The sequence below is a fragment of the Pseudomonas hygromyciniae genome (assembly GCF_016925675.1).
Classification (GTDB): Bacteria; Pseudomonadota; Gammaproteobacteria; order Pseudomonadales; family Pseudomonadaceae; genus Aquipseudomonas; species Aquipseudomonas hygromyciniae.
The window spans coordinates 4725951-4750331 of sequence record NZ_CP070506.1 but is presented as its reverse complement, the minus strand read 5'-3'; the positions used below and the strand labels follow the sequence as shown (position 1 = coordinate 4750331).

Here is a 24381-nt window from a genome sequence, read left to right as displayed (position 1 = left end):
ATGTGGCTAGGGGCACGGCAACAGGGCGATTGCTCTGGAATGGCTGTTCTAGAGCCTTTATGACAGGTAAATCCACCGAAGGTAGGGGCATGACGGCGCACCCTCCCTGTGCAATACTCGCCGGCGTTTATTGAAGGCGATTCCTACATGTCTCAGGGAATGCTCCTCTGCAGGACCGGGGTTTTCCGAGATTTATCGCTGATCTTTACTGCTTATTGAGTGAAAAGCCCTGCTTGTGGCTTTTTATACTGCACCGCCGCCGAGCTGGCCGGTTTACCCGGGCCAGACGGGCTTGTCCAAAAGGCGAGCCTGGTACGACGTCCTCATGGCGACCCGCCGTGTGGGTGGACACTGGGTGGTTCCTATCCAATAACAAGATGAGGTTGTACCCCTATGCCCGTTGGCAATCACCTGCCCCACGGCGAGACCGCTTCCGGCGGCCCGCTCAAACGTGAACTGGGCGAACGGCATATTCGCCTGATGGCGCTTGGCGCCTGTATCGGTGTCGGCCTGTTCCTCGGTTCCGCCAAGGCCATCGAAATGGCCGGCCCGGCAATCATGCTGTCGTACATCATCGGCGGTCTGGCGATCCTGGTGATCATGCGGGCCCTTGGCGAAATGGCGGTGCATAACCCCGTCGCCGGTTCGTTCAGCCGTTATGCCCAGGATTACCTCGGCCCGTTGGCGGGCTTTCTCACTGGCTGGAACTATTGGTTCCTGTGGCTGGTGACCTGCGTGGCCGAAATCACCGCCGTCGCCGTGTACATGGGCGTCTGGTTCCCCGATACGCCTCGCTGGATCTGGGCCCTGGCGGCCCTGGTGAGCATGGGCACGATCAACCTGATCGCGGTCAAAGCGTTCGGTGAGTTCGAGTTCTGGTTCGCCCTGATCAAGATCGTCACCATCATTGCCATGGTCATTGGCGGCGTCGGGATCATCGCCTTTGGTTTTGGCAATGACGGTGTGGCGCTGGGCATTTCCAACCTGTGGGCCCACGGCGGCTTCCTGCCCAACGGTGTGCAGGGCGTGTTGATGTCCTTGCAGATGGTGATGTTCGCCTACCTCGGCGTGGAGATGATCGGCCTGACTGCCGGCGAAGCGAAGAACCCGCAGAAGACGATCCCGAACGCCATCGGCTCGGTGTTCTGGCGGATTCTGCTGTTCTACGTCGGTGCGTTGTTCGTGATTCTGTCGATCTACCCATGGAACGAAATCGGCACCCAGGGCAGCCCGTTTGTCATGACCTTTGAGCGTCTGGGCATCAAGACGGCGGCCGGTATCATCAACTTCGTGGTGATTACCGCGGCGCTGTCGTCCTGTAACGGCGGGATCTTCAGCACCGGGCGCATGCTCTACAGCCTGGCGCAGAACGGCCAGGCCCCAGCGACATTCGGCACCACCTCCAGCAACGGCGTACCGCGTCGTGCGCTGCTGCTGTCGATCTTCGCCTTGCTGCTGGGCGTGTTGCTCAACTACCTGGTGCCTGAAAAAGTGTTCGTGTGGGTGACGTCCATCGCCACCTTCGGCGCGATCTGGACGTGGGTGATGATCCTGCTGGCGCAGCTCAAGTTCCGTAAGAGCCTGAGCCCCGCCGAGAACAAGGCGTTGAAGTACCGCATGTGGCTGTACCCGGTCAGTTCGTACCTGGCGCTGGCCTTCCTGGTGTTGGTGGTGGGCCTGATGGCGTACTTCCCGGATACCCGCATTGCGTTGTATGTCGGCCCGGCCTTCCTGGTGCTGCTGACCGTGTTGTTCTACGTGTTCAAGCTGCAACCGACCCAGGCTACCCAGGGTTCGCCCCGCTCGGCTTGATGCACCGTGCCCCGGCCGCAATGGCCGGGGCAGGGATTACGTGCGTTGCAATGCCGCCTGGGTGGCAACGGTCAGTTGTCGCACCAGGCGATTTTGTTCTGACTGCTCCAGATCTATCAGGGACTGGCGCCGTTCCAGGTACTCGTCCGATTGCCTGTCCGCAACCTCCTGCTCCAGCAGTCCGACTTTGTAGCGGATGGTGTCCTTGACGGTCGCAAAGGGCTCTGGATGGCTCCTGGCCAAGTATTCGATCCAGAACCCCTCCATCAATAGCCACTCTTGCAGGGCCGGGCTTTGACCGAGCCTGCGCAGTTGCGCGCGTGTGTCGTCGAGGACCTGCGTCGTTACATAGTCCTCAACCGTGTACAGCAGCTCAAGCGGTTGAAAGGGCAGTTTGAACTCATTGGCCAACTGCGCACGGAAGTAAATCGTGACCTCGGCCGGGTCGACTTCCTGGCCGGCCACCTCCCGATCATGAATAAACTTGTCGGCAATGTAGTCCAGTTGATTCAGGTAGAAGCGCCCGGTGGACAAGCCGATCAGCTCACGATCACTGGCATAGCTGCGGCTCTGCTCCTTGGCCAGGTGGATCTGGTGCTCAAGCTCCATGTTGGTGAAAGCCAGCAGCACGCTGTCGCCACAGTCGCCTGACCCGTAGGTGTTGAGGAACACGTTGTTGCGCAACTCGGTGGATTCACCCATGGCCTGCAACAAGGTCCAGACGCGTTGGGTCAAGACGTTGCGCGATGCGCCCCCTTCGATGTAGGCATAGGTTTGGGTCAGGTCTGTCAGCACCCTGAAGGCATCCTCAGAACTTGCGCCTTCATGGGTTTTGAGTTGTTCCCACAGCGCCCTGCGCGCCGGAATGTCGGCAGCCGGCACGCCGCTCAACCATTGGGAGGCGCCGTCAACCACGGCGGGATGATGCCTGTGTGTCAATGCGCCACCGATCCTGACGCCCGTGTTGCGCCGGTGTTCTTCAAGGCGTTCCAGGGCGTTAGGCGAGAGCGGGTTGTCGTGCAGCAGGATGTCGCGGCGTTGTGAATCGGTGCGTTGATGGGTGAATACGGCTTCCGGGATCTGGGTGATGGCGTTTTCCTGCAGGTGCAGATCCTCCAGGCGCAGGAGCGCTTCTGCTCCGATCGGCCATTGGGTCAACCCGGTATTGACCAGATACAGTCGGTTGAGGTTGGTCATGCGGCTGACGTCCGGAGGCACGCCCAGATTCGGGTTGTTGTCCAGAATCAGCTCGTTCAGGTTGACCATGGCCGCCAGGCGCTGGGCCGAAGCGTCCGTCAGTCGGATGTCGTTGTGGCGCAGGTTCAGGTGCGTGAGTTGCGTCATGTCGGTGATAGCGGTGGGCAACTCGGTCAAGCGGCAATCCAGTTGCAGGCCTCTCAACCCGACGAACTTGCTCAGGAAATCACTGCCCGTTGGAGGGAAGTGATTGCCCGCGATTTTCAGGTAGTCGATGTGCGCAAAACCCTGGGTGCCGCTGATGAAGTCGGCGGGGGGCAGATCGCCGTCATCCAGTTGCAGGTCCAGGAACTGGGCATCCAGTACCCCTGCCAGCCAGAGCGAGCGATTTTCACGACGCCAGGCCGCACACAGCTGTTGGGCAATGTAACGACGACTGGCCAGGCGCATACCCAGGGGGTCATGCAGTTGCTCGTCGGCGCTCTGTGGTGTGTCGGCCCAGCGTGACAGCGCCGTGTCCATGGCCTGGTATTCGGTGCGCCGCCGTTCGATTTCAATCAGCGCCGCCGGCTCGCTCAGGTTCAGCGACCGGATGAATTGCCGGGCGAGGTCGTTGTCCATCCGTGGGTAGAGCTCCTGGACTTTGCTGACCAGATCGGGCGGACGATTGCCGCCAAATGGCCAGAGCTGGCTCCAGAACGGGTACACCAGGAATGTGCGGTCACCGCCCATTGGAGGCACCATCCAGGGTTGCAGGTGTTTAAGGTCCAGCAGGCTTTTGATCTCGACCCGCTGGCTGAGTGCCAGGGTGAGAATCTGCTGGCGCAACCCGGCGATCCCCGCCTCATCGGTCACCTGCAGCGTGCTTTTTTTGCTGTCGGACAAGGTTGAAACAATCACCTCCAACAACAGGTTTGACGGCTGCCCCAGGGGGGTGCCCGTCGCGTCATAGGCCTGGTAGCCGTGCGGGGTCTTGGCGATCTGCCGCCGCTGGCGACCGTCGAGGGGGCCTGCGCTGTGCAGCAGGCGCCCGCTGTTATCCCCTTGGTGGATGTCGATGCGCAGGTCCGCGGGCCACGTGGGTACATCCTTGAGCAGATGCAGGGTGATCCGGTCGCTGTCGGCGTTGCGGCAGGCGTCGCTATACAGGCCCTCATAGGCGCGGTTCAGGCGTACATCATCGGCAGACAGGCGCGCCTGCTCCGCGAGGCGCAAGCCGGGTGTTTTCTTTTGCTGCAGTTGCTTGAGTTCCCGGGGTGTGGCTTGGCCGAGAATCGCCTCGACGCTGCTGGTGGGCAATTGGGGGTGATGGACCTTGAAGTGACGCACCAACTCGCCGCCATCGTTTTCACTGCGCTGGTAGATCGATTTGAGTAACTGAGGTTTTTCTTTTTCAGTGAACTCGACGATCAGTTTGACCAGCTTGAACAGGCGGTCATCGCGGGACGCTGGCAGTTCACCCAGCAAGGCCTGGGTCACTTCATCGTGGGTGATAACGGTGTCTAGCAGCCTGGCGTTTTCATAGTCGGTTTTCTTGACCAGCAATGCCTGGTCGTTTGAGTGGTTGCCCTCGGGGTATTGCTGGAGCACCCGGTTGTCGGCATCGACCACGCGGATGGCGTGGCTGTCGGGCCAGCTGGGCAGGCTGGAAAGCACCAACAGTTGCAAGTCGGGGCGGGCAATGCGTGACATCGGGGTGTTGCCCAGCGCTTGGATGAACTGCTGGATCTGTTGTTCGATCTTCAGGCGCTTGCAGGTGTCGGTCAGCAGCGGTGGAGCGGCCAGCCCGCCGCTATGGACGTGGCGCAGAAGCCTGGGCGGGGTGTTGGTGAGGGCGAGGATATTGGCCGACTCTGCTTCGGTAAACGCGTAGGTGTGGTTGCCCAGGCGGTACAGCAGTTCGTGGTTGTCCCAGGTCATTGGGTTTTCCTTGGCCAGGCGCCAGGCACCTTGGCCGTTGTGCGCCAGCACGGGGGTGTCGACGCCGACTTTTTCTGGGTGGGCCAGGCGCCATTTGTGCAGGTTCTTGTCAAACACGATCCGGTACAGCGAGCCGTAGAGCGGCAGGTACTGTTGGGCATGCCATTGAAAAATCCCCTGGCTGTCAGGTGCCAGGTCGGTGGGCAGTTTCAGGGTCTGTTCGTACTGCATCAGCGAGCCGTCGACCAGGCTGACAAAACCTGCCGCGCTGCGCTGGCTGCTCATGTAGTCGCCCAGCCGGGTGCGCAGGCCCTGGGCATCCGTGGCACTGGTCATGCCCAGCAACTGGCGTTCGTGGGGTTGCAGCACCGAGCCGATGGCCAGGTAGAAACTGTCCACGCTGGCGGCCACGGGAATCGTCCCGCCGTTGAGCATGTCGTAGGCCTCATAGACGCCGTTGCCGTAATGGCGCAGTTCCACGGTCGGGTCCTCGGGACCGCTGGAAACGTAGGGTTTGGCGACGTGCCCGGCGACCACTTCGGTGACCACGAAGGGGCGCTTGAGGGTGTTGCGCACCAGCGCCGAGGCAAACTCCCGGGCCCATTGGTCAATGTCGCCATTGTAGGGGCGGGGGTGGTACAAACCGTCGATGGCGGCATCGATGCGCAGCGCGGTGCGGTGATTTTCCAACGGCTCAAGAAACGCACTGGGCAGCACGCCATGTTGCAAGTAGGCCTGTTGCTGACGGGGTGTCAGGGGATGCTGCTCCAGCAGGCGCTCCAGGTTGGCCGGGGACAAGGGGGGATTGAGATCGCGCAGTTTTTTCAGCAACGGCGTGACGACGACCTGCGGTGGCGAGGCCTTGGTGGGGAGAAAACGGCGCACATGGGCTGGGGCAAGGTGCTCGCTTTTTTCGTACCCGGCGTAATTGACCAGGGCGCTGAACAGGGTCAAGCGCTCTTTACCGACCAGGGTGCTGACGTTTCGGCGCACCACACTGATACGTTGCGCGGTGGTCTGCACGGCATGGCCTTCCAGGCCCAGGCGCGAGGTACTCGGTTGCAACGCGATCACTAGGCTCAGCAGCGGCTCGTCGGTATCGGCTGGCAGGTGCGCCGCGTTCAGGGCGCTGTAGTTGCCATCATCGTCGCGGATAATGTCGATGGCGTGGCTATCGGGCGATGGCAACTCGGTTTTGCTGTAGCTCTCGATCACCGTGCGCTGTGGGTCGCTGATGCTTAAGGTGGCGTTGGCTGGCCAGTCGGGCAGTTGTGTCAGCACACAGAGCACCGCACTGTCGCCGTGGGGGGGCAGGTAGCCGGACTCGGTGAAGCGATCGATCATCAGTTGTAGCAGCCGGTCGACCTGCAAACGCCGAACCCCTTCGGTCAGGTTCAAGGGCGCGGGCTCCGAGCGCCAGACCTTGTCCAGGGTCTGACGGGTCGTGGCGGTGCTGCGCAGCATGGTTTCCATGTCTGTTGCCGGCACCCCGGAAGAGCCGTCGGGCAACATGCGTTGCAGTAACTCGATGTCGGAAAGGGTGCGGACATTGTGCAGGTCGAACACCCAGGTCTGTTGCGCCGGGTTGAACACGATTGGCGGGGTGTAGCCGTTGTTGCGTTGGTGCTGGAGCACGAAGCGCAGTTGCTGATCGTCGTGCTTGACCTTGGCCACCAGCACTTGTTGATCCTGGCTCAGCTTGACGTATTGCTCGCCATCGACGTTGAAGACCCCGAAGGCGTCCGGGCTACGGCCGTCGAGCAGCGACTGGCGATCGTGGGCGTAGGGTTTTGCATCGGGTTTCCACAGTCGGTGGCTGCCGCCTGGGTGAATGATCTTGCGCGGGTTGCCTATTTTCTGCATCAGCGCGTGTACGCGCTGGCGCTGCAAGCGGCTTGCGGTGGTGGTCAGCCGGCCACTGACAATCAGGTCGGCCACGTCTGTCAGACTGTTGGCAAAGGCACTGGCGTCGCCCTTGATCGCCTGGTCCAGGCCTTCGATCACGGCGTAGGTCAGGCTGCCGAGAATCAGCAATTGCGTGGTGCGCATCATGCCCATCACACCGCCGGGGAGCGGGGTCAGGAGTAAGCCGAGGATCTCCGCCTTGATCTCCTGCGCGGCGTCCTTGAGGGCTTGCCAATCGGCTTCGGAACGGTCGACGGCGAGCGTATCCAGGTCTGCCTGGCAGCGTTGGATCTGCCGGTAAGTCAGTGCCTGCACCAGGCTCACGGGCCGCTCGGTCTTGGGGTCTGCGCTAAAGCGGATATCGTCAAGCGTGCGGGCCGGGAAGGCTTTGTGAAAGCCGTCGTAGAGCTTTCCGGCAAGCCAGCTCATGCCGTCTGGCCGGGGTTTGCGGGTGATCAGTTTGCTGAAAACGGACATGCCCACCAGGGGCAATTGCCGGGAAAACCACCCCAGGTCTTCTTGTTGATGGCTGTCGAGCAATTGCTGGCGGAAGTCTTGCTCTGCGCTGCGTGCGTCCGGGTGATAACGCAGCGCCCCGCCTGGGCGGAACGGAAAGTACGACAGCACGCCCAGGGCTGCGACGCGAATCAGCAGCAGGGGGATTGGAATGATGTTGTCCCAGGGCACGAATGGAACGGCCACCACCAGCGTAACGCCCGATGTCACGCCCAGGGACTCAATCTCCGGTTGTGTCCCGCTGCCTTCGATCGCCGCGTTCAGGTGCTCGTACATCTCTTGGGTCAGGCCGCTTTCGGTACGGTTGCGCCAGGCTTCCAGCACGTCGAATTGCAGGAGCGTACGGGCCGAAACCTCCATCAGACGGCGCAAGGTACCGTCTTCTCCCAAGATGGCATTGATGCTTCTTTTCAGTTGGCCGCCCAGGTCCAGCTCACGCGCCACATCGATAAACTCTTGCGCGGTGAGACTACGGTCATCGCCTGGGCCAATGACCTTGCTGGCCTGGACCAGGCTGTAGCCAGACTCGGTGATCCGGCCATAGGTGAAGCCAAAATTGAGGCAGGCCGCTTCCCACAGCGACATGCTTTTGACGTGGTCGATGTAATGCCAATCTTCAGTGTAGGAGCGGCGGCGATAGCGTGGGCGTTCGGCGGGCTGAGGCTCCCAGGGGAAAGGTTTTTCGACTTTCTCCCGGTAAGTGGTCTGGAATTGAAAGGCTTCGGGATCGCGATCGCCAATGCGGCTGCGTAACTGCTCCATGCCTTCGGACTTGAAGGTCTGGACCACGCGTTCTTTTTCGGTTTCGACGGCCGCCAGAGCGGCCAGGGCATCGCGCTGCAGTTGGATATAGCGCTTTTTTTCCGCGAGGGTGAGGTTGCCCAGCGCCTGGGTCAGGTTATGCCGTATCTGATCCACGGCCTCCTGTTGGGCCCAGGTAATACTCGATTGCAGGTTGCCGGATAAGCCGTTGGCTAACTGATGGGTCGGCATGAGGGGTTGGCCTTTCACAAATAAAGTGGAAGGCCGATCTAATCACCCCGTGTTTGGCGCCCGGGGCTAACTATTTATCCGTAGCAAGGCATGCGTGCCGGGCGCTATCGAGGTTTTTGTTGAACTCAAGCCAAGCGGCCAGTGCCGCCATCAGTGCCAGGCCGAGCAGTGCACTGAACACCTGCATCGGCCAGGCATCATTGACCTGGGCATTGAGCATGTCCGCCAGAGGCGCCAGCAATACGCCCAGGCAAAACACTTCCAGGGAATAGCGGCCCATGCGACAGCTCTGCTGCGCCAGCCAGTTTTGCGTCCAGGCACGACCCGGCAGCAGCTTGGCGGTGACATAGGCCAGGGCGAGGAAGTGCAACAGGCGCACCGGTGACAGATCGGTCTTGCTGATGGGGTACAACCAATCGCTGACGACGGCGGGCATCACGGCATCGTGGATTTCGGGCCAGCGCCAGGACAGGGTAATCACCGCGGCCAGCAGGCTGTAGGTGGCTGCGCCGATAAACAATGGTTGCTGGCGCAACCGCCGCGTATCAGGCACTCGGGGCCGGCTGGCATGCACCGCCGCCGCACCGCCGAGGATGAACAGGAACTGCCAGGTCACCGGGTTGAAATACCAGACACCGTCGGCAATCGCCGCCAGGTTCCAGCCCAGGCGCGGCGCCAGCAGGTACACCGTCAGCGATACACCCACCACCGCCCACGGCTTGCGCAGCAGCAGCGGCAATACCAGCGGCAGGCCCAGCAACAGCACGATGTAGAGGGGCAACGGGTCCATCAGGTTGGGCTTGAAGCGCAGCAGCAGCTCATCGGTGAGGGCTTGTTGCGGGTTGGTGATGAAGTGCGTCAGCCCCATCTCCTGCACCAGGTCGCGGGTTTCCACCTTGCTGTTGGCGAAGAACACGATGCCCATCAGCATCGCCAGCAAAAAGATATGCACCACATACAACACCCAGGCCCGGCGCAGGATCTTCAGGCTGGCCATCCAATAGCCTTCGCCCTGCAGGATTTTGCCGTAGGCCAGCACGCAGGCGTAGCCGGCGAGAAACACAAAGACCTCGGCGGCATCGCTGAAGCCGAAGTTGCGTAGGGTGATCTGGCCCAGTGGGTTGTGGGGGACGTGATCCCAGAAAATGAAGATCAACGCCAGGCCCCGAAAAAAATCGATGCGCGGGTCGCGTCCGTTAAGCATGGCTGCGGGCTCTTGAACAATGGATTAAATAGCGACGCGAATGGTCCTGCCGTGCGTCGGGCGGGCGCAGGTTGGCGGTATTTGTAAGCAATTGCAAAGGCTGGGTATTACTGAATGTCTCAATTTTACGGAGGGTTTTCTACCGCTGGTCGTAAATCAGGGCTGGACTGTCATTTCTCACAGTAGACGCGTCGGCCAGTCGATGGCTTGCTTGAATCCGGTCATGACCGATGGAGCGCAATGCCGAATGAGTAAGTTATGGATGGGCTTTTCCAGCTACACGGTGATTGGCATTGCCAATACCGTGATTCATTGGCAGGTCTTTTTCGTGCTCAGGGCTGCCCTCGATCTTAGTCAGGCGTGCAGCAACTTCCTGGCTTTCTGCCTGGCCGCTTCCTTTTCTTTTTATGCCAACGCGCTTTACACCTTCGACATGCGCGCGACGTTGGGCCGCTACCTGCTGTTTATGCTGTGCATGGGCGGCTTGAGCCTGCTGGTAGGTGCGATGGGGGATCGCTGGCAACTGCCCGGGCTGCTTACAGTCGTGGCGTTTTCGCTGATCAGCCTGATTGTTGGATTTCTGCTATCCAAGTACCTGATCTTTCGCACAGGTGGGGCATGAAGCTGTCGCTGATTGTGCCGGTCTTCAATGAAGAGCAGGTCATCGGCGTGTTTCACCAGGCGGTGCGCCGGGCTTGAATACGCCACCGGCGATGCCGTCATACCGATCGACGTTGACCAGCAGGGCCCCTTGGAGTGGTTGCACAGTTGGTCGACCAATGGCGCAAGGGCGCTGATGTGTATTGAGTGGCTCCAATACTTTGCTGCATCCACAGTTCATGACGAGGCTTGGTATTAATAATGAACGTTGGAAGAGGCGCCGAAACTCGGCGCCAGCGACTTGTTGGTCAAGCTGCTTCTACTTCATGGGGCTCAAAACTATCCGCCCGCGCCATCTGCCACATCCGCGAATAGAACTCGCCGTTCACCTCGCCAGTGAGCAATTCACCGGGCTTGAGGAACACGTGCAACTGCGAGAACAATTTGATCTCGGTGGCCGACATACGCCGTACCAGGTGCTTGGCCGACAGCTGCGAAGGGTGATCCAGGCCAGCCGCCGCGAGCATTTCGGCCAGGGCCTTGAGGGTGTTGCGGTGGAAGTTGAACACGCGTTGGGCTTTGTCCGGCACTACCAGCGCTCTTTGGCGCAGCGGGTCTTGCGTGGCAACGCCGGTCGGGCATTTGTTGGTGTGGCAGCTTTGCGACTGAATGCAGCCGATGGCGAACATAAAGCCTCGGGCCGAGTTGGCCCAGTCGGCACCGATGGCCAAGACGCTGGCGATATCAAAGGCGCTGACGATCTTGCCACTGGCGCCGAGCTTGATCTTGTCGCGCAGGTTCAGGCCCACCAGGGTGTTGTGCACAAACAGCAGGCCTTCACGCAGGGGCACGCCGATATGGTCGGTGAACTCCACGGGGGCGGCGCCGGTGCCGCCTTCCTTGCCGTCGACCACGATAAAGTCCGGCAGGATTCCGGTTTCCAGCATGGCCTTGGCAATCCCCATGAACTCCCACGGGTGGCCCAGGCAAAATTTGAAACCCACCGGTTTGCCGCCGGACAGTTCACGCAATTGAGCGATGAACTGCATCAACTCGATCGGCGTGGAAAACGCGCTGTGGCGTGATGGTGAGATGCAGTCTTCGCCCATCATGATTCCGCGGGTCTCGGCGATTTCCTTGGTCACCTTGTGCTTGGGCAGGATCCCGCCGTGGCCCGGTTTGGCGCCCTGGCTCATCTTGATTTCGATCATCCGCACTTGCGGGTTTTGCGCCTGCACGGCGAAGCGCTCCGGGTCGAAACGACCATCGCTGGTGCGGCAGCCGAAGTAGCCGCTGCCCAGTTCCCAGGTCAGGTCGCCGCCATGTTCGCGGTGATAGGGGCTGATGCTGCCTTCGCCGGTGTCGTGGGCAAAGTTACCGAGCTTGGCCCCTTGGTTAAGGGCGCGAATGGCGTTGGCGCTCAACGAGCCGAAGCTCATTGCCGAGATATTGAACACCGACGCCGAATACGGCTGTGTGCATTGCGGGCCGCCGACGATCACGCGGAACGCGCTGGGATCGCTCAGCGGCGCCGGGCGCATGGAGTGGCCGATAAACTCGAAACCGGACTGGTACACATCGATCAGGGTGCCGAAGGGTTTGTCAGCCGTTTCGTTTTTCGCCCGCGAATACACCAGCGAGCGCTGGGCCCGGGAAAAGGGCAGGGCGTCGCTGTCGGATTCGAGCAGGTACTGGCGGATTTCCGGGCGAATGCCTTCCACCAGGTAACGGATATTGCCCAGGATCGGGTAGTTGCGGCGCACGGCGTGCGGGCTTTGCAGTAGGTCGAACACGCCGATCAGGCTCAGTACGGCGGTGACCAGGGTAATCGGCCATAACCATTCGTGTTGGATAAAGGGCAGGCTGGCAAGGGTGAAAATGACGCACAGGGCAAAGAATGCATAACGGCTAAGCAACGACAGGCTCATACGGTTTCCTTGGGTTCGGACTCTCTATGACCTGTAGGAGCCGGCTCCTACAAGGTTCTTTTCTTTAGGCGGGTTCACGGTTCAAGACTGAGTCCCAGCTTACGGGCGAGTTCCTTGCCAGGGCAACCGCATAGAACCTGGGCATCTATCGGTATTGCAATGCGTTCTCGTTTGGGTGCATTATTTGCGTTACTGTATAACGTATTGATCTTGCCCAGATGCCCCCGGAGGCCCTATGAAAGCTGGTATCCATCCCGCCTATCGCACCGTACTGTTCCACGACACTGCCGCCGACGTGTTCTTCCTGATCGGCTCCACGGTCGATACGGACCGCACCCACCAACACAGCGATGGCAATACTTATCCTTATATGGCTCTCGACGTGTCCAGCGCTTCCCACCCCATCTACACCGGGCAACAGCGCAAGACCCAGGTCGAAGGGCGGATTGCCGGCTTCAACAAGCGCTTTGCCTCGTTTGGTTCCTCCAGCAGAGCCGCCGAGGCCTGACCGGTTCGAGGCTTCAGACGCGGTAGTGGCAAATAGCATTATTAGGCCACTACCGGCTAAAAAACTGACTAAACTGCTAGGTAATAGCCAGGAGGCTGTTACCTTGACCGTAGGAAGCGCACACCGACGCGACTAGATCCGAGGTGTCCCGTGGGAGAGTCCGTTACCTTTTCTGAAACCGATCGTCCCGTGGTGCTGTTGATCGACACTCACCCGGACGTGCATGACCGCCTCGCGCAGTTATTGCGCCTGGAACCCTTTGAACTGTGCAGCGCCACCACGGCAGTAGAAGCGTTAGCCACGCTGGCGCGCCAGCCTGTGGACCTGGTGATGAGTGCTGCACGCCTGCCGGATATGGATGGGGCCACGTTGCTGGCACAGATCCATCACGACTACCCCCATACCGTGCGCCTGCTGTTGACCGGCGAAACCGACCTGACCCTGATCATCAAGGCCATCAACGAAGGGCAGATCTACCGCTACCTGAGCAAACCCTGGAAGGACGAAGAGTTGCTGCTGGCGCTGCGTCAGTCGTTGGCCCACCAGCATTCCGAGCGTGAGCGCCTGCGCCTGGAACAACTGATCCGCCAGCAGAACGAGGAGCTCAAGCAGCTCAATGCGTCCCTGGAAAAGCGCGTGGTCTCGCGCACCAGTGAATTGCAGCAGACCGCCGACATGCTCGACCTGGCCTACGAAGAACTCAAGCACAGCTACGCCACCGGCACCGAGGTGTTCTCGCTGCTGGCCAACCTGCGCCTGCCGCGCAGCAAGCAGACCAACCGCCAGATCATCGAGCTGGTGCGCACTTGGTGCGTGCTCCATGGCCTGGACGACGCCAGCAGCCGCGATCTGACCATGGCGGCAGCGCTGTACAACATCGGAAAGCTGAGCTGGAGCGACAGCATGATGGTCGCGCCCTCGGACTTGCTGCACAGCACCGACCGCGAGCGTTTTCGCGAGTACGCCACACAGAGTGAATCGTTGTTGATGACCCTGGAACCCATGAAGGACGCCGCCCGGCTGATCCGCCATCACCAGGAGCGCTGGGACGGCAGTGGTTTCCCTGATCACCTCAAGGGCGAGGCCATTCCTTTTGGCTCGCGCTTGCTCAAGCTGGCGGTGGATTTTATCGAGCTGCAGCGCGGCTTGATTCTTGAGCGGCAGATGAACAGCGACGAGGCGCTGCTGTATATCCGCAAATACGCCGGGCGCCTGTATGACCCGGACATGGTGGAAGACTTCGTCCAGGCCTGCGCGGCCTTCCTCAGCGACGTGACCCTGGGCGACCCGACGGTCAGGGTGCTGGGCACTCGCGAGTTGGCCGAAGGTATGGTCCTGGCGCGCAACCTCAATGCCGACAACGGCATGCTGCTGCTCAACGCCGGCAAAGTGCTCAACCTGCCGCTGGTGGACAAGCTGATCGCGTTTGAAGCGATGGAAGGCGCCAAGTACAGCGTATTCATCAAGGAACCCGAAGAGTAAGCCAGTTGTGGCTGTGGCTGTGGCTGTGGTTGTGACTGTGGTTGTGGCGAGCGGGCTTGCCCCGCGCTGGGCTGCGAAGCGGCCCTAATCCGTTCACTGCGTTCTTTCAGTTAAAACTCATTGGCAGGTCTGGGGCCGCTTCGCAGCCCAGCGCGGGCGATGCGGCGTTCCGACAAGCCCGCTCGCCACAGCTACAGCCACAGCCACAGTCACAGCCCGCTCGCCACAAGGTGGCATTGCAGCACGGAGCACAGTCATGTGATCCTTCGCGCCTTTATTCAAGGCGTTTATTTCATGTCCAAGACCATCCGTATTGCCGCCGCCCTGTTGATCGGCCGCGACGGCCAGACCCTGCTGGTGCGCAAACGTGGCACCCAGGCCTTTATGCAACCGGGCGGCAAGATCGATGCCGGCGAGCAACCGGCGCAGGCCTTGGCGCGTGAGCTGCACGAAGAGCTTGGCCTGCAGATCGACCCGGCAGCGGCGCAGTACCTTGGGCATTTTTCGGCACCGGCGGCCAACGAGCCGGGGTTTACCGTGGAGGCCGAGCTGTTTGAAGTGCGTATCGACGTACCGGTGACACCCGCCGCCGAGATCGAAGAAGTGCGCTGGATCGACCCGGCAGGCGACGGCGGCCTGCAGTTGGCGCCCTTGACACGTGATCTGATCCTGCCGTTCTATCGAGCATCGCTGACCACCACTGCCTGAGCTGTCGGGCACAAAGGACTGAGCCGTGATCCCCCTCAACGAATTGCTGATTTTTGCCGCCGCCTCGCTGCTGCTGGTCCTGACCCCGGGGCCGAACATGATCTATTTGATCTCCCGTTCGATTTGCCAGGGCCGCAAGGCCGGGGTGACGTCGTTGCTGGGGGTGGTCGCGGGGTTTTTTGTGCACCTGTTCGCGGCGGCCGCCGGTTTGACCGCCGTGTTTCTCACCGTGCCGCTGGCCTATGAAGTACTGAAGTGGGCCGGTGCGCTGTACCTGCTGTGGTTGGCCTGGCAGGCAGTGAAACCGGGCGCGCGCTCGCCGTTCGAGGCCCAGCAACTGCCCGCTGACTCGCCGCGCAAGCTGGTGACCATGGGCTTTCTGACCAGCGCACTGAACCCGAAAATCGCTGTGTTCTACCTGTCGGTGTTCCCGCAGTTCATCACCCCGGAGCACGGCTCGATCTTCACCCAGAGCCTGATGCTGGGCTTTACCCAGATCAGCGTCAGCTTTGTGGTCAACCTGCTGATCTCGCTGTGCGCCGCCAGCATCGCCGCGTGGTTTATCCACAACCCCACGTGGCTGGCGGTGCAGCGCTATTTCATGGGATTCGTGCTGGCCGCCCTGGCGGTGCGCCTGATGCTCGAGCAACGGCGCAACGCGTGAACATCAACGGACCGCGCTGACCCCATCCAGGGTTGAGAACGAGGTGTCCTTGGCGGTCAGCAAAAAGTCGCGCATGTACGGCGCATCCAGCATATCCGCACGGATCCCGGCGTACAGCGTGGCGAACAAACCTTTCTCCCCCAGCCGCTTGGCCTTCACATAACCCCGCGAGCTGTATTCATGCAGCGCCCAGTGGGGCATGCCGCACACGCCGCGACCGCTGGCCACCAACTGCATCATCATCACCGTCAACTCCGAGGTACGCACCTGGGCGGGTTCGACGTCGGCGGGTTCCAGGAAACGGGTGAAGATATCCAGGCGATCACGTTCCACCGGGTAGGTGATCAGGGTTTCGCTGAGCAAATCCTCGGGCACGATATACGGCTTGTTCGCCAGCGCGTGCTGGTTGGCCACGGCGAGCATTGCTTCGTAGGTGAACAGCGGCACATAGGTGATGCCCGCCAGTTCCAGTGGGTCGGAGGTCACCACCAGGTCCAGGTCGCCACGGGCCAGGGCCGGCAGCGGGGCGAAGGCAAAGCCGGAGGCCAGGTCCAGCTCGACCTCTGGCCAGGCATCGCGGAACTGATCGATGGTCGGCATCAGCCACTGGAAGCAGCTGTGGCATTCGATCGCCATGTGCAAGCGCCCGGCGGTGCCCCCGGCCAGGCGCGCGATATCCCGTTCGGCCCCGCGCAGCAGCGGCAGGGTGGCATCCGCCAGTTGCAGCAGGCGCAAGCCGGCGCTGGTGAAGCGCACGGGCTTGGTCTTGCGCACAAACAGCGGCATGCCCATGCGTTCTTCCAGCTCCTTGAACTGGTGGGACAACGCCGACTGGGTCAGGTGCAGGCGTTCGGCGGCTTCCACCAGGCTGTCGGCCTCGCGCAAGGCATGCAGGGTCTTGAGATGACGGATTTCGAGCACGGGCTCTCCATGAAGATAACTTGTGACAAGTTCGAATGGCGTGAGTTTGTCTCATGTTGCCGAATCTGTCGACCATGACCGCTGGGCGCTCTTCATCAAACTGTCACGTAACTGTGGCAGCGCGCTTGAACAAACTTCATCAGACTCGCGCTCTACTGGGGTTCTGCGTTTCGGTGTTTTTCATGCGCGTGTTGCTTTTACTGGCCGCCTTACTGTTCGGCCTGCCGTCTTTTGCGGCGTCTCGATGTGATGTCAATGTCCCGACTGAGCGGGTCGATCTGGACCAGGTGAGCCTGGCGTACCAGAGCATTGGTCGTGCTTCCGATCCGGCCTTGCTGCTGGTGATGGGCCTGGGTGGGCAATTGATCCACTGGCCCGACGAAGTGGTGGTCGCGCTGTGCCAACAAGGTTTCCGGGTGATCCGCTACGACAACCGCGACGTCGGCCTGTCCACCTGGCGCCAGGCGCCCGCCAGCGCCAATCTGACCTTTGAAGTGCTGCGCTACAAACTCGGCTTGCCGGTGGCCGCGCCCTACACCCTGAGCGATATGGCCGACGACGCCCTGGGGTTGATGGATGCGCTGCAGGTGCGCCAGTTCCATGTGCTGGGCGCTAGCATGGGCGGGATGATCGCCCAGCACCTGGCGGCCATGGCCCCGCAGCGCGTGGAAAGCCTGACCCTGATCATGACCAGTTCCGGCGCCGAAGGCCTGCCCGCGCCGAATGCCGCGCTGGTACAACTGCTGTCACGGCGCAGCGCGCCCAACCGCGAAGTGGCCCTGGAGCAGCAGGCCGATTTGCTCGCGGCCCTGGGTAGCCCTGAGGTCAAGGATGATCGCCAGGCCTTGCTGCAGCAGGCGGCGCAGTCCTACGACCGGGCATTCAACCCCGAGGGTGTGAAGCGCCAGATCATGGCGATCCTTGCCGAACCAAGCCGGGTGCCATTGCTCAATCAATTGCGGGTGCCGACCCTGGTGGTCCACGGCACAGCCGACCCGTTGCTGCCGGTGATGCATGGCGTGCACCTGGCGGCGCATATCCCGGGCAGCCAGTTGCGGCTGATCCCGGGCCTGGCCCATCGTTTCCAAGAGGCGTTCAAGGCGCCGTTGCTGGCGGCGGTGTTGCCGTACCTGCAAGCCCACCGCGAGGATGTTCCGCATTGGGCGCGGGTTGAGCCGATAGCGCCGGCCAAGGTTTTATGAGATCGGCGTAGGGGTGTATGGTGCGAACTTTGTGGCGTGTAATGCCTGCGAGGTTGCGTAAATGAGTACTTCCCTGAAAATCGATTTTGTCAGCGACGTGTCCTGCCCCTGGTGCATCATCGGCCTGCGCGGCCTGACCGAAGCCCTGGACCAACTGGGCGCCGAAGTGCAGGCCGAGATCCACTTCCAGCCCTTCGAACTGAACCCGAACATGCCCGCCGAAGGGCAGAACATCGTTGAGCACATCACCGAAAAATACGGCTCCACTGCCGAAGAATCCCAGGCCACCCGCGCCCGCATCCGCGACATGGGCGCTGCGCTGGGCTTTGCGTTTCGTACCGATGGCCAGAGCCGTATCTACAACACCTTTGACGCCCATCGCCTGTTGCATTGGGCCGGCCTCGAGGGGTTGCAGTACAACCTCAAGGAAGCGCTGTTCAAGGCCTATTTCAGCGATGGCCAGGACCCTTCCGACCACGCCACCTTGGCAATCATTGCCGAAAGCGTCGGGCTGGACCTCAAGCGCGCTGCAGAGATTTTGGCCTCGGACGAGTACGCCGCACAAGTGCGCGAGCAGGGGCAACTGTGGGTATCGCGCGGGGTGAGTTCGGTGCCGACCATCGTGTTCAACGACCAGTACGCGGTCAGCGGCGGGCAGCCGGCTGAGGCGTTTGTCGGCGCGATCCGCCAGATCATCAACGAAGCCAAAAGCTAACAAACACCACCGCCCAAATGTGGGAGCGGGCTTGCTCGCGAAAGCGGTATATCAGCTAAGTATTTCTTAACTGACCCACCGCCTTCGCGAGCAAGCCCGCTCCCACACAAGCCAGTCCTCACATAAGCTCCCACATTGGCTCCTGGCCCATCCCTTGCATTACCCCCTTAAAGCCCAGCCGGCGTGCGGTTGGGCGCTGCCAAGGGGTGAAACATTACCTTGAATATCCTCGATCTCGACCACAGCCTTACGGCCCAGGCGCCGATTGCCCTGCGTCTGGCCAGCGGTCACGCCACGCGCCTGGACCTGCTCGACCTGGGCCCGAAATTGCGCCTGTGGTCCACCGAAAAAACCTGGAAACGCTTTGCCCAGCGCCTGGCCCAACGGCCCAGGCCGACCACGGCGCGACCCGAAATCTTCTTTGTCGGCTCTGGCGATTATCACCACCTGACTCCGGCCTTTCTCGCCGAAGTGCAGGAGCCCATCAGCCTGATCCACTTCGATAACCATCCCGACTGGGTGCGCCTGGCACCGCGCCGGCACTGCGGCTCGTGGGTCAACCAGGCCCTGAAGATGCCGGCGATCAAGCGCATCGTCACCCTCGGTCCGTGCAGCGATGACCTGCATAACCCGCAACTGCGCGGCGGCAATCTGGGCGCACTTAAGCGCGGGCACTTGCAGTTGTTTCCCTGGCAACACGCCCCGTCGAAAGTCTGGGGCCGGGTAGGGGATGGCGCCGGCCATGCGCAGCAGGAAAATCACCTGCACTGGCGCAACCTCGCTGAGCTCGATTGGCCCGTATTCCTTGAGCAAATGATCGCCAGCCTGCCCACTGAGGCCGTGTGGATCACCCTCGACAAGGACGTGCTGGCCAGCGAAGACGCCGCCACCAACTGGGACCAGGGCGGCATGCGCCTGACGCACCTGCTGCAAGCCCTGCGGGCGTTGGCGGCGAGCAAGCGGATCATTGGCATCGACGTGTGTGGCGAGTTCGCCGCGCCTGCATTCAGCAACGCGTTCAAACGCTGGGAAGCCAAGTCCGACCAGCCGCCGGCTGAGCGCTGGAGCGCGGACGATTTGCTGCGCAACGCGGCGACCAATGAAGCGTTGATCAACCTGTTTGAGGAGCTGTTCCCGTGACCCTGACCGTGGTGGTGTTGGTGGCCTTTTCCATCGTGCTCGATGTGATCGGCCAGTTATGTTTCAAGCTGGGCCTGGACCGCTTGCCGGAGCTTTCTGGCGGGTTTCGCCTGAATGCCTTTTGGGGCCAGGTATTCAATGCGCCGTTGTTGTGGGCGGGGATCGGCGCCTATGTCATCGAATTCTTCGTCTGGCTCGAGGCCTTGTCCCGCGCGCCGTTGAGTTTGCTGTTCCCGGCCGCTGCGCTGGCCTATTGCGGGGTGGTGCTGGCGGGCAAAGTGGTGCTGGGGGAGACCGTCAGCCGCCGGCGCTGGCTGGGCACAATGGTGATTACCGCCGGTGTGATGTTGGTGGCTATAGCAGGAGCACAATCATGAGTTCGCAAGAGATGACCATGCGCCCAGTTGGCTGGCTGCATGGGCGCCTGGGCACGGTGGTGCTATGGGCGTTGTTGATCCTCACCGAAAGCGCTGGGCAGCTGTTTACCAAGGTAGCCGGCGATCAAATCGGGCAGATGGATTTCAATTGGCAATGGTTGGCAGCGGTAGCGGTTAATCCGGGGATCCTGGCGGCCATTGCCTGTTATATCGGCGCGTTCTTTGTGTGGATGCTGATCCTGCGGCGCAGCAGCCTGTCCCTGGCTTTCCCCCTGAGTTCGCTGGTGTTCGTGGTGGTGTTGCTCGGCTCGTGGCTGGGCCTGGGCGAGCACATCAGCTTCCTGCATTGGGTGGGCGTGGTGGTGATCATTGGCGGGATCGCGCTCTTGGCCGAGGGCGAAGAAAACTAATCCCAGGCTGGAATGCCGGACAAATGTGGGAGCGGGCTTGCTCGCGAAGGCGGTGGGTCAGTTAAGTAATTCCAGGCTGACACACCGCCTTCGCGAGCAAGCCCGCTCCCACATTTTTGACCGTATTCCCACAGGATGGACGCGGTCGAATGGGGCTTGGGCTTTGGACAATCAATCGAAGCTATAGCTGATCGCCGTCTGTACCTGCCCCTGGTTCACCTCGCCGGTCTGGCGCACGATGCTGCTATCGGCCGCCGAACCTGTCAGGTGTACCCAACTGGCACTGGCCAGCAGCGACCACTTGGGTGCCAGCGGGATCTGCAGGCTCTGGGTCAATGTCAGGTTCTGGAACCCGCCGCTGGCGTTGTACGGGCGAATTCCCGAGGCTTGCGACTCATGCTCATCGACCCCGAAAAACGTCTGGGTCAGGTTATCGTCGGCAAAGTGCGCCACCAGTCCCGTACTGCCAATGACCCCGCCGCCCAGCGGATAACCCAGTTCGCCGCCGAGCTTGCCGAGTACGCCGCTCTGGTCACGAGCGCCACCAACGCTGCGCCCCAGCTGCGCATAGACCCGCCAGAAATCGGCCGGCGCATACTGGATAAACCCGCCGACCTCGGCCATGTCCGACACGTCCCGCAGGCCCTTTAGCGGCCCGTTGGCCGTGCGTCCCGGCAGGTAATTTAGGTACGGCCCGGCACTCAAGCCGTTGCTGTTGAGCGCGCTCCAGGTCAGGCCGTCATCGGTATCGAGGCTGACGTCTCCCCAATCGAGGTCGAAGTACGGCACCGGCACTGTCTGATAGCGGCTGGCGGTGGGTTCCCGTGGCTGATAGCTCAGGCCCAGGCCCAGCTCGCCGCTGATGCCGGCAGCCGCTGCCGAGCCCGTCCATAACCCCAGGACGCCGGCGCACACCAGCGAAGTCACCCTGAACATATTGCTTGCTCCTCTTGCAAAACATGCGCGCATGAACGCGCAGGCGCGGGTGCTTATGCAAGCACTCATATTGTTTGTAGCGACCTACAAAAATTGTAGCTTCGCCGCAGCCTTTATCACCCTGGCATGCCCGCGAGCCCCAGCCCTGCTGGGTTTTGCCCACTTGGCACAGTCCCTGCTCTATCCCTGGTAACGGCGCATCAGCGCGCTAGCATCCAAGGTAAACGCAGATGAATGACTGGCATATCGTGTGTGACTTCGATGGGACCATCACACCCACCGATGTCATCGACAACGTTCTCCAACGCTTCGCAGGCCCCGAATGGGAAACCATCGAGCAGCAATGGCTGGACGGCCATATCGGTTCGCGTGAATGCCTGAGCCGCCAACTGGCGCTGATCAAGGCGACACCGGCCGAGCTGCTGGCGTACTTCGACACGGTCGAGATCGATCCGGACTTCCCGGACTTCGTCGACCATGTCCTTGGCCTCGGTGCTTCCCTTGAGGTGGTCAGCGACGGCATCGAGCAGGGCATCGCGCGGATCCTCTCGCGCAACTACGTGACCCTGTTGCCGATCATCGCCAACCGCCTGCGCCAGGTTGACCAAAACAGCTGGCGCATCGACTTCCCGCACACCAGCGATGCCTGCCGTGCGGCCTCGGGCAACTGCAAATGCAAGTCCACCCCGCGCAACAAGCGGGTGTTGGTGATCGGCGACGGCAAGTCCGATATGTGCGTATCGACCACCGCTGATTTCGTCTTCGCCAAGGGCAGCCTGGCGCAGTACTGCCAGGCCCACGCCATCCCCCATCTGCGCTTCGACACCTTTGCCGAACTGCCGGCCTTGCTGGCCAAGCTGCCCCAGGGCATTGCCGCCAACGCCACCCATTTCATTTCAGAAAATCAGGAACTCTTTCATCATGTCTGATATCCGTATCGCTACCGCCGAAGACCAGGTTCTGCTGGATAAAGAAGCCAAATACTGCTCCTACGGCGACACCGTCCACTACATCGACCCACCGCGTATCTTCAGCCGCTGCGAAGGCTCCTATGTGTGGGACACCGAAGACCAGGCCTACCTCGACCTGCAAATGTGGTACTCGGCGGTCAACTTCGGCTACGCCAACCCGCGCCTGAACAATGCGCTGAAACAGCAGATCGATACCCTGCCGCAAATCGCCAGCCAGTACCTGCACAAGGGCAAGATCGAGCTGTCGGAAATGATCGCGGTGGATGCCAAGAAAAAATTCGGCCTCGATGGCCGCGTGCATTTCAACGTCGGCGGTTCGCAGTCCATCGAGGACTCCCTGAAGGTGGTGCGTAACGCCTGCAACGGCAAGAGCCTGATGTTCGCCTTCGAAGGCGGCTACCACGGGCGCACCCTCGGCGCGTCGTCCATCACCTCCAGCTACCGCTACCGTCGCCGCTACGGCCACTTTGGCGAGCGTGCCAACTTCATCCCGTTCCCGTACCACTTCCGTGGGCCAAAGGGCATGACCAAGGAAGAATACGGCAGCCACTGCGTGCAGCAATTCGCGCGCCTGTTCGAGACCGAATACAACGGTGTCTGGGACCCGAAAGTCGGCCAGAGCGAATACGCAGCGTTTTACGTCGAGCCGATCCAGGGCACCGGCGGCTACGTGATTCCGCCGATGAACTTCTACAGCGAACTCAAGCAAGTGCTCGACCAGCACGGCATCCTGATGGTGGTCGACGAAATCCAGATGGGCTTCTGGCGCACCGGCAAGTTGTGGTCGATCGAGCACTTCGATGTGCAACCGGACGTGATCGTGTTCGGTAAAGCCCTGACCAACGGCCTCAACCCATTGGGCGGCATCTGGGCCAAGGAAGAGCTGATCAACCCAAAACTGTTCCCGCCGGGTTCCACTCACTCCACCTTCGCCTCCAACCCGCTGGGCACGGCGGTGGGCCTGGAAATGTTCAAGATGACCAGCGAAGTCGACTACGGCGCGATGGTCATGGCCAAGGGCAAATACTTCCTTGAAGGCCTGCAAGACTTGCAAAAGCGCTTCCCGATCATCGGCGATGTGGATGGCCTGGGCCTGGCCCTGCGCTGCGAAATCTGCGGCCCCGATGGTTTCACCCCGGACAAGGCGACCCTGGACTACATGGTTGAGGAAGGCATGAAAGGCGACATGCTGGTAGACGGCCAGAAACTCGGGTTGATCCTCGATGTGGGCGGCTACTACAAGAACGTCATCACCCTGGCGCCGTCCCTGGAAATCAGCTACCCGGAAATCGACCTGGGCTTGAAGCTGCTGGAGCAACTGCTGACCCGAGCGATGAAGCGGTGAGTCTGGCCGATATCGATCTCGGCGAAGGCAACGCCGGCTTCGTTCTCGGCAACGGTCCGGTCGGGGTCTTGTTGATCCACGGCCTGACCGGCACCCCGACCGAGTTGCGTCGGGTTGCCCAGGGCCTGGTCAAGGCGGGTAATTGCACGGTGTACGTGCCCACCCTGGCCGGGCACTGCGGGGGCAACGAAGACCTGCAGGCCACCGGCTGGCGCGATTGGTACGAGGGGGTGCGCAAGACCTTTGTCGGCGTGCAGCAGCGTCATGCGCAAGTGTTTGTCGGTGGCTTGTCCATGGGCGCGGTGATGTCGATGTACCTGGCTTCGGAGTTTCCGGGCCAGGTCGCGGGGTTGCTGATGTACTCCACGACCCTCAAGTACGACGGTTGGAGCATCAACAAAATGGCGTTCATCACGCCGTTGCTGATCCGTATTCCGTTCGGCGTGCGCCTGTTCCGCTTTACCGAGAAGCCGCCCTACGGCATCAAGAACGAACGCCTGCGGGCCATCGTCGAGCGGCAGATGAAAGAGGGGGAGAGCAGTGAAGCCGGGCTGTTGACCATGGAGGGCGTCACCGTGCGCGAGTTGCACTGGATGAACGCCGTGGTGAAAAAACGCATGCCATCGATCAAAACCCCGGCGCTGGTGCTGCACTCCATCGAGGACGACATCACCAGCCGCTGGAACGCCGACTACGTGGAACGCCACCTTGGCGGCCCGGTGACCAAGATCCTGTTGGACAACTGCTACCACATGATCACCGTGGACCTGCAATACCGGCGGGTGATCGAGTTGAGTGCCGACTTCATTGAGCAGCACACCACCCCTGTGGACGAATATCGCCGGGCCTGACACCGCCCCCTGTAGGAGCGGGCTTGCCCGCGATGGTCGTTAACGATGACACGTACTGTCTGGTTCAACGCGGCGC

General features: G+C 61.3%; 19 protein-coding genes and 1 pseudogene. 15 read left to right on the top strand and 5 right to left on the bottom strand.

Annotation, left to right across the window (positions count from 1 at the left end):
- Positions 1-393 precede the first annotated feature (393 nt).
- A complete protein-coding gene (locus JTY93_RS21275; protein WP_205478032.1) occupies positions 394-1812 on the top strand; it encodes an amino acid permease in 1419 nt (472 codons plus the stop codon).
- A gap of 36 nt (positions 1813-1848) precedes the next feature.
- On the opposite strand, the gene JTY93_RS21270 is transcribed toward JTY93_RS21275, so the two are convergent.
- Both JTY93_RS21270 and JTY93_RS21265 read right to left on the bottom strand, forming a co-directional pair.
- A complete protein-coding gene (locus JTY93_RS21270; RefSeq protein ID WP_205478031.1) occupies positions 1849-8343 on the bottom strand; it encodes an NEL-type E3 ubiquitin ligase domain-containing protein in 6495 nt (2164 codons plus the stop codon).
- Between the two features lie 70 nt (positions 8344-8413).
- On the bottom strand, positions 8414-9547 hold the full coding sequence (locus JTY93_RS21265) for an OpgC domain-containing protein (protein WP_205478030.1): 1134 nt from the start codon (positions 9545-9547) through the stop codon (positions 8414-8416).
- A gap of 247 nt (positions 9548-9794) precedes the next feature.
- Here JTY93_RS21265 and JTY93_RS21260 point away from each other — a divergent pair, with 247 nt between their 5' ends.
- Both JTY93_RS21260 and JTY93_RS29230 read left to right on the top strand, forming a co-directional pair.
- Positions 9795-10169: a GtrA family protein gene (locus JTY93_RS21260; RefSeq protein ID WP_169994060.1), complete on the top strand. Its 375-nt coding sequence runs from the start codon at positions 9795-9797 to the stop codon at positions 10167-10169.
- A pseudogene (locus tag JTY93_RS29230) lies at positions 10166-10348 on the top strand (hypothetical protein); the annotation flags it as partial. The gene JTY93_RS21260 and the pseudogene JTY93_RS29230, both read left to right, overlap by 4 nt.
- Positions 10349-10455: 107 nt before the next feature.
- On the opposite strand, the gene JTY93_RS21255 reads toward JTY93_RS29230, so the two are convergent.
- The gene (locus JTY93_RS21255; protein ID WP_169993992.1) at positions 10456-12075 is read right to left on the bottom strand and encodes an FMN-binding glutamate synthase family protein; all 1620 of its coding nucleotides are present in this window, start codon (positions 12073-12075) and stop codon (positions 10456-10458) included.
- 235 nt (positions 12076-12310) lie between these two features.
- Between JTY93_RS21255 and JTY93_RS21250 the strand changes: the two genes are divergently transcribed.
- From JTY93_RS21250 to JTY93_RS21235, 4 genes are all read left to right on the top strand, one after another.
- Positions 12311-12583, top strand: coding sequence for a type B 50S ribosomal protein L31 (locus tag JTY93_RS21250; RefSeq protein WP_205478029.1), 273 nt, complete (start codon positions 12311-12313; stop codon positions 12581-12583).
- A gap of 150 nt (positions 12584-12733) precedes the next feature.
- Positions 12734-14065 (top strand): response regulator c-di-GMP phosphodiesterase, NosR family, encoded by a 1332-nt coding sequence (gene nosR, locus JTY93_RS21245; RefSeq protein ID WP_159908714.1) that lies wholly within the window; start codon positions 12734-12736, stop codon positions 14063-14065.
- Positions 14066-14359: 294 nt separating this feature from the next.
- The gene (locus tag JTY93_RS21240) at positions 14360-14773 is read left to right on the top strand and encodes an NUDIX hydrolase (protein ID WP_205478028.1); all 414 of its coding nucleotides are present in this window, start codon (positions 14360-14362) and stop codon (positions 14771-14773) included.
- Between the two features lie 25 nt (positions 14774-14798).
- Positions 14799-15437 carry a LysE family translocator gene (locus JTY93_RS21235; protein WP_205478027.1) on the top strand — a complete coding sequence of 213 codons (639 nt, stop codon included), beginning with the start codon at positions 14799-14801 and terminating at the stop codon, positions 15435-15437.
- 3 nt (positions 15438-15440) lie between these two features.
- On the opposite strand, the gene metR is transcribed toward JTY93_RS21235, so the two are convergent.
- Positions 15441-16358, bottom strand: a complete 918-nt coding sequence (gene metR / locus JTY93_RS21230; protein ID WP_032859924.1) for a transcriptional regulator MetR — start codon at positions 16356-16358, stop codon at positions 15441-15443.
- A 182-nt stretch (positions 16359-16540) separates the two neighbouring features.
- Here metR and JTY93_RS21225 point away from each other — a divergent pair, with 182 nt between their 5' ends.
- The 5 genes from JTY93_RS21225 to JTY93_RS21205 all read left to right on the top strand — a co-directional run bounded on the left by JTY93_RS21225 (position 16541) and on the right by JTY93_RS21205 (position 20202).
- The gene (locus tag JTY93_RS21225; protein WP_205478026.1) at positions 16541-17560 is read left to right on the top strand and encodes an alpha/beta fold hydrolase; all 1020 of its coding nucleotides are present in this window, start codon (positions 16541-16543) and stop codon (positions 17558-17560) included.
- Between the two features lie 61 nt (positions 17561-17621).
- Entirely contained in the window at positions 17622-18275 is a 654-nt protein-coding gene (locus JTY93_RS21220; protein WP_205478025.1) for a DsbA family oxidoreductase, read from the top strand.
- A gap of 219 nt (positions 18276-18494) precedes the next feature.
- Positions 18495-19415 (top strand): arginase family protein, encoded by a 921-nt coding sequence (locus tag JTY93_RS21215; protein ID WP_205478024.1) that lies wholly within the window; start codon positions 18495-18497, stop codon positions 19413-19415.
- Positions 19412-19792: a DMT family transporter gene (locus JTY93_RS21210; RefSeq protein WP_205478023.1), complete on the top strand. Its 381-nt coding sequence runs from the start codon at positions 19412-19414 to the stop codon at positions 19790-19792. The genes JTY93_RS21215 and JTY93_RS21210 overlap by 4 nt, the downstream gene beginning before the upstream one ends.
- 11 nt (positions 19793-19803) lie before the next feature.
- The gene (locus tag JTY93_RS21205) at positions 19804-20202 is read left to right on the top strand and encodes an EamA family transporter (protein ID WP_205478035.1); all 399 of its coding nucleotides are present in this window, start codon (positions 19804-19806) and stop codon (positions 20200-20202) included.
- A gap of 171 nt (positions 20203-20373) precedes the next feature.
- Here JTY93_RS21205 and JTY93_RS21200 read toward each other — a convergent pair whose 3' ends face one another.
- Positions 20374-21138, bottom strand: a complete 765-nt coding sequence (locus tag JTY93_RS21200) for a MipA/OmpV family protein (protein WP_205478022.1) — start codon at positions 21136-21138, stop codon at positions 20374-20376.
- 230 nt (positions 21139-21368) lie between these two features.
- Here JTY93_RS21200 and JTY93_RS21195 point away from each other — a divergent pair, with 230 nt between their 5' ends.
- From JTY93_RS21195 to JTY93_RS21185, 3 genes are read left to right on the top strand one after another with little or no spacing between them, the layout of a single operon-like run.
- A complete protein-coding gene (locus tag JTY93_RS21195) occupies positions 21369-22067 on the top strand; it encodes an MtnX-like HAD-IB family phosphatase (RefSeq protein WP_205478021.1) in 699 nt (232 codons plus the stop codon).
- Complete coding sequence (locus JTY93_RS21190) at positions 22060-23454, top strand: aspartate aminotransferase family protein (RefSeq protein ID WP_029295153.1); 1395 nt, start codon at positions 22060-22062, stop codon at positions 23452-23454. Before JTY93_RS21195 ends, JTY93_RS21190 begins: the two co-directional genes overlap by 8 nt.
- On the top strand, positions 23451-24305 hold the full coding sequence (locus JTY93_RS21185; protein ID WP_092238001.1) for an alpha/beta hydrolase: 855 nt from the start codon (positions 23451-23453) through the stop codon (positions 24303-24305). Before JTY93_RS21190 ends, JTY93_RS21185 begins: the two co-directional genes overlap by 4 nt.
- Positions 24306-24381 lie beyond the last annotated feature (76 nt).

What these genes read in the sequence shown, in the direction of transcription:
- JTY93_RS21275 (WP_205478032.1), top strand. Translation starts at nt 394, where the DNA reads ATGCCCGTTGGCAATCACCTGCCCCACGGCGAGACCGCTTCCGGCGGC.
- JTY93_RS21225 (WP_205478026.1), top strand. Translation starts at nt 16,541, where the DNA reads ATGCGCGTGTTGCTTTTACTGGCCGCCTTACTGTTCGGCCTGCCGTCT.
- JTY93_RS21200 (WP_205478022.1), bottom strand. Translation starts at nt 21,138, where the DNA reads ATGTTCAGGGTGACTTCGCTGGTGTGCGCCGGCGTCCTGGGGTTATGG.
- JTY93_RS21270 (WP_205478031.1), bottom strand. Translation starts at nt 8,343, where the DNA reads ATGCCGACCCATCAGTTAGCCAACGGCTTATCCGGCAACCTGCAATCG.
- JTY93_RS21190 (WP_029295153.1), top strand. Translation starts at nt 22,060, where the DNA reads ATGTCTGATATCCGTATCGCTACCGCCGAAGACCAGGTTCTGCTGGAT.
- JTY93_RS21260 (WP_169994060.1), top strand. Translation starts at nt 9,795, where the DNA reads ATGAGTAAGTTATGGATGGGCTTTTCCAGCTACACGGTGATTGGCATT.
- JTY93_RS21220 (WP_205478025.1), top strand. Translation starts at nt 17,622, where the DNA reads ATGAGTACTTCCCTGAAAATCGATTTTGTCAGCGACGTGTCCTGCCCC.
- JTY93_RS21255 (WP_169993992.1), bottom strand. Translation starts at nt 12,075, where the DNA reads ATGAGCCTGTCGTTGCTTAGCCGTTATGCATTCTTTGCCCTGTGCGTC.
- JTY93_RS21195 (WP_205478021.1), top strand. Translation starts at nt 21,369, where the DNA reads ATGAATGACTGGCATATCGTGTGTGACTTCGATGGGACCATCACACCC.
- JTY93_RS21265 (WP_205478030.1), bottom strand. Translation starts at nt 9,547, where the DNA reads ATGCTTAACGGACGCGACCCGCGCATCGATTTTTTTCGGGGCCTGGCG.
- JTY93_RS21205 (WP_205478035.1), top strand. Translation starts at nt 19,804, where the DNA reads ATGACCATGCGCCCAGTTGGCTGGCTGCATGGGCGCCTGGGCACGGTG.
- JTY93_RS21250 (WP_205478029.1), top strand. Translation starts at nt 12,311, where the DNA reads ATGAAAGCTGGTATCCATCCCGCCTATCGCACCGTACTGTTCCACGAC.
- JTY93_RS21240 (WP_205478028.1), top strand. Translation starts at nt 14,360, where the DNA reads ATGTCCAAGACCATCCGTATTGCCGCCGCCCTGTTGATCGGCCGCGAC.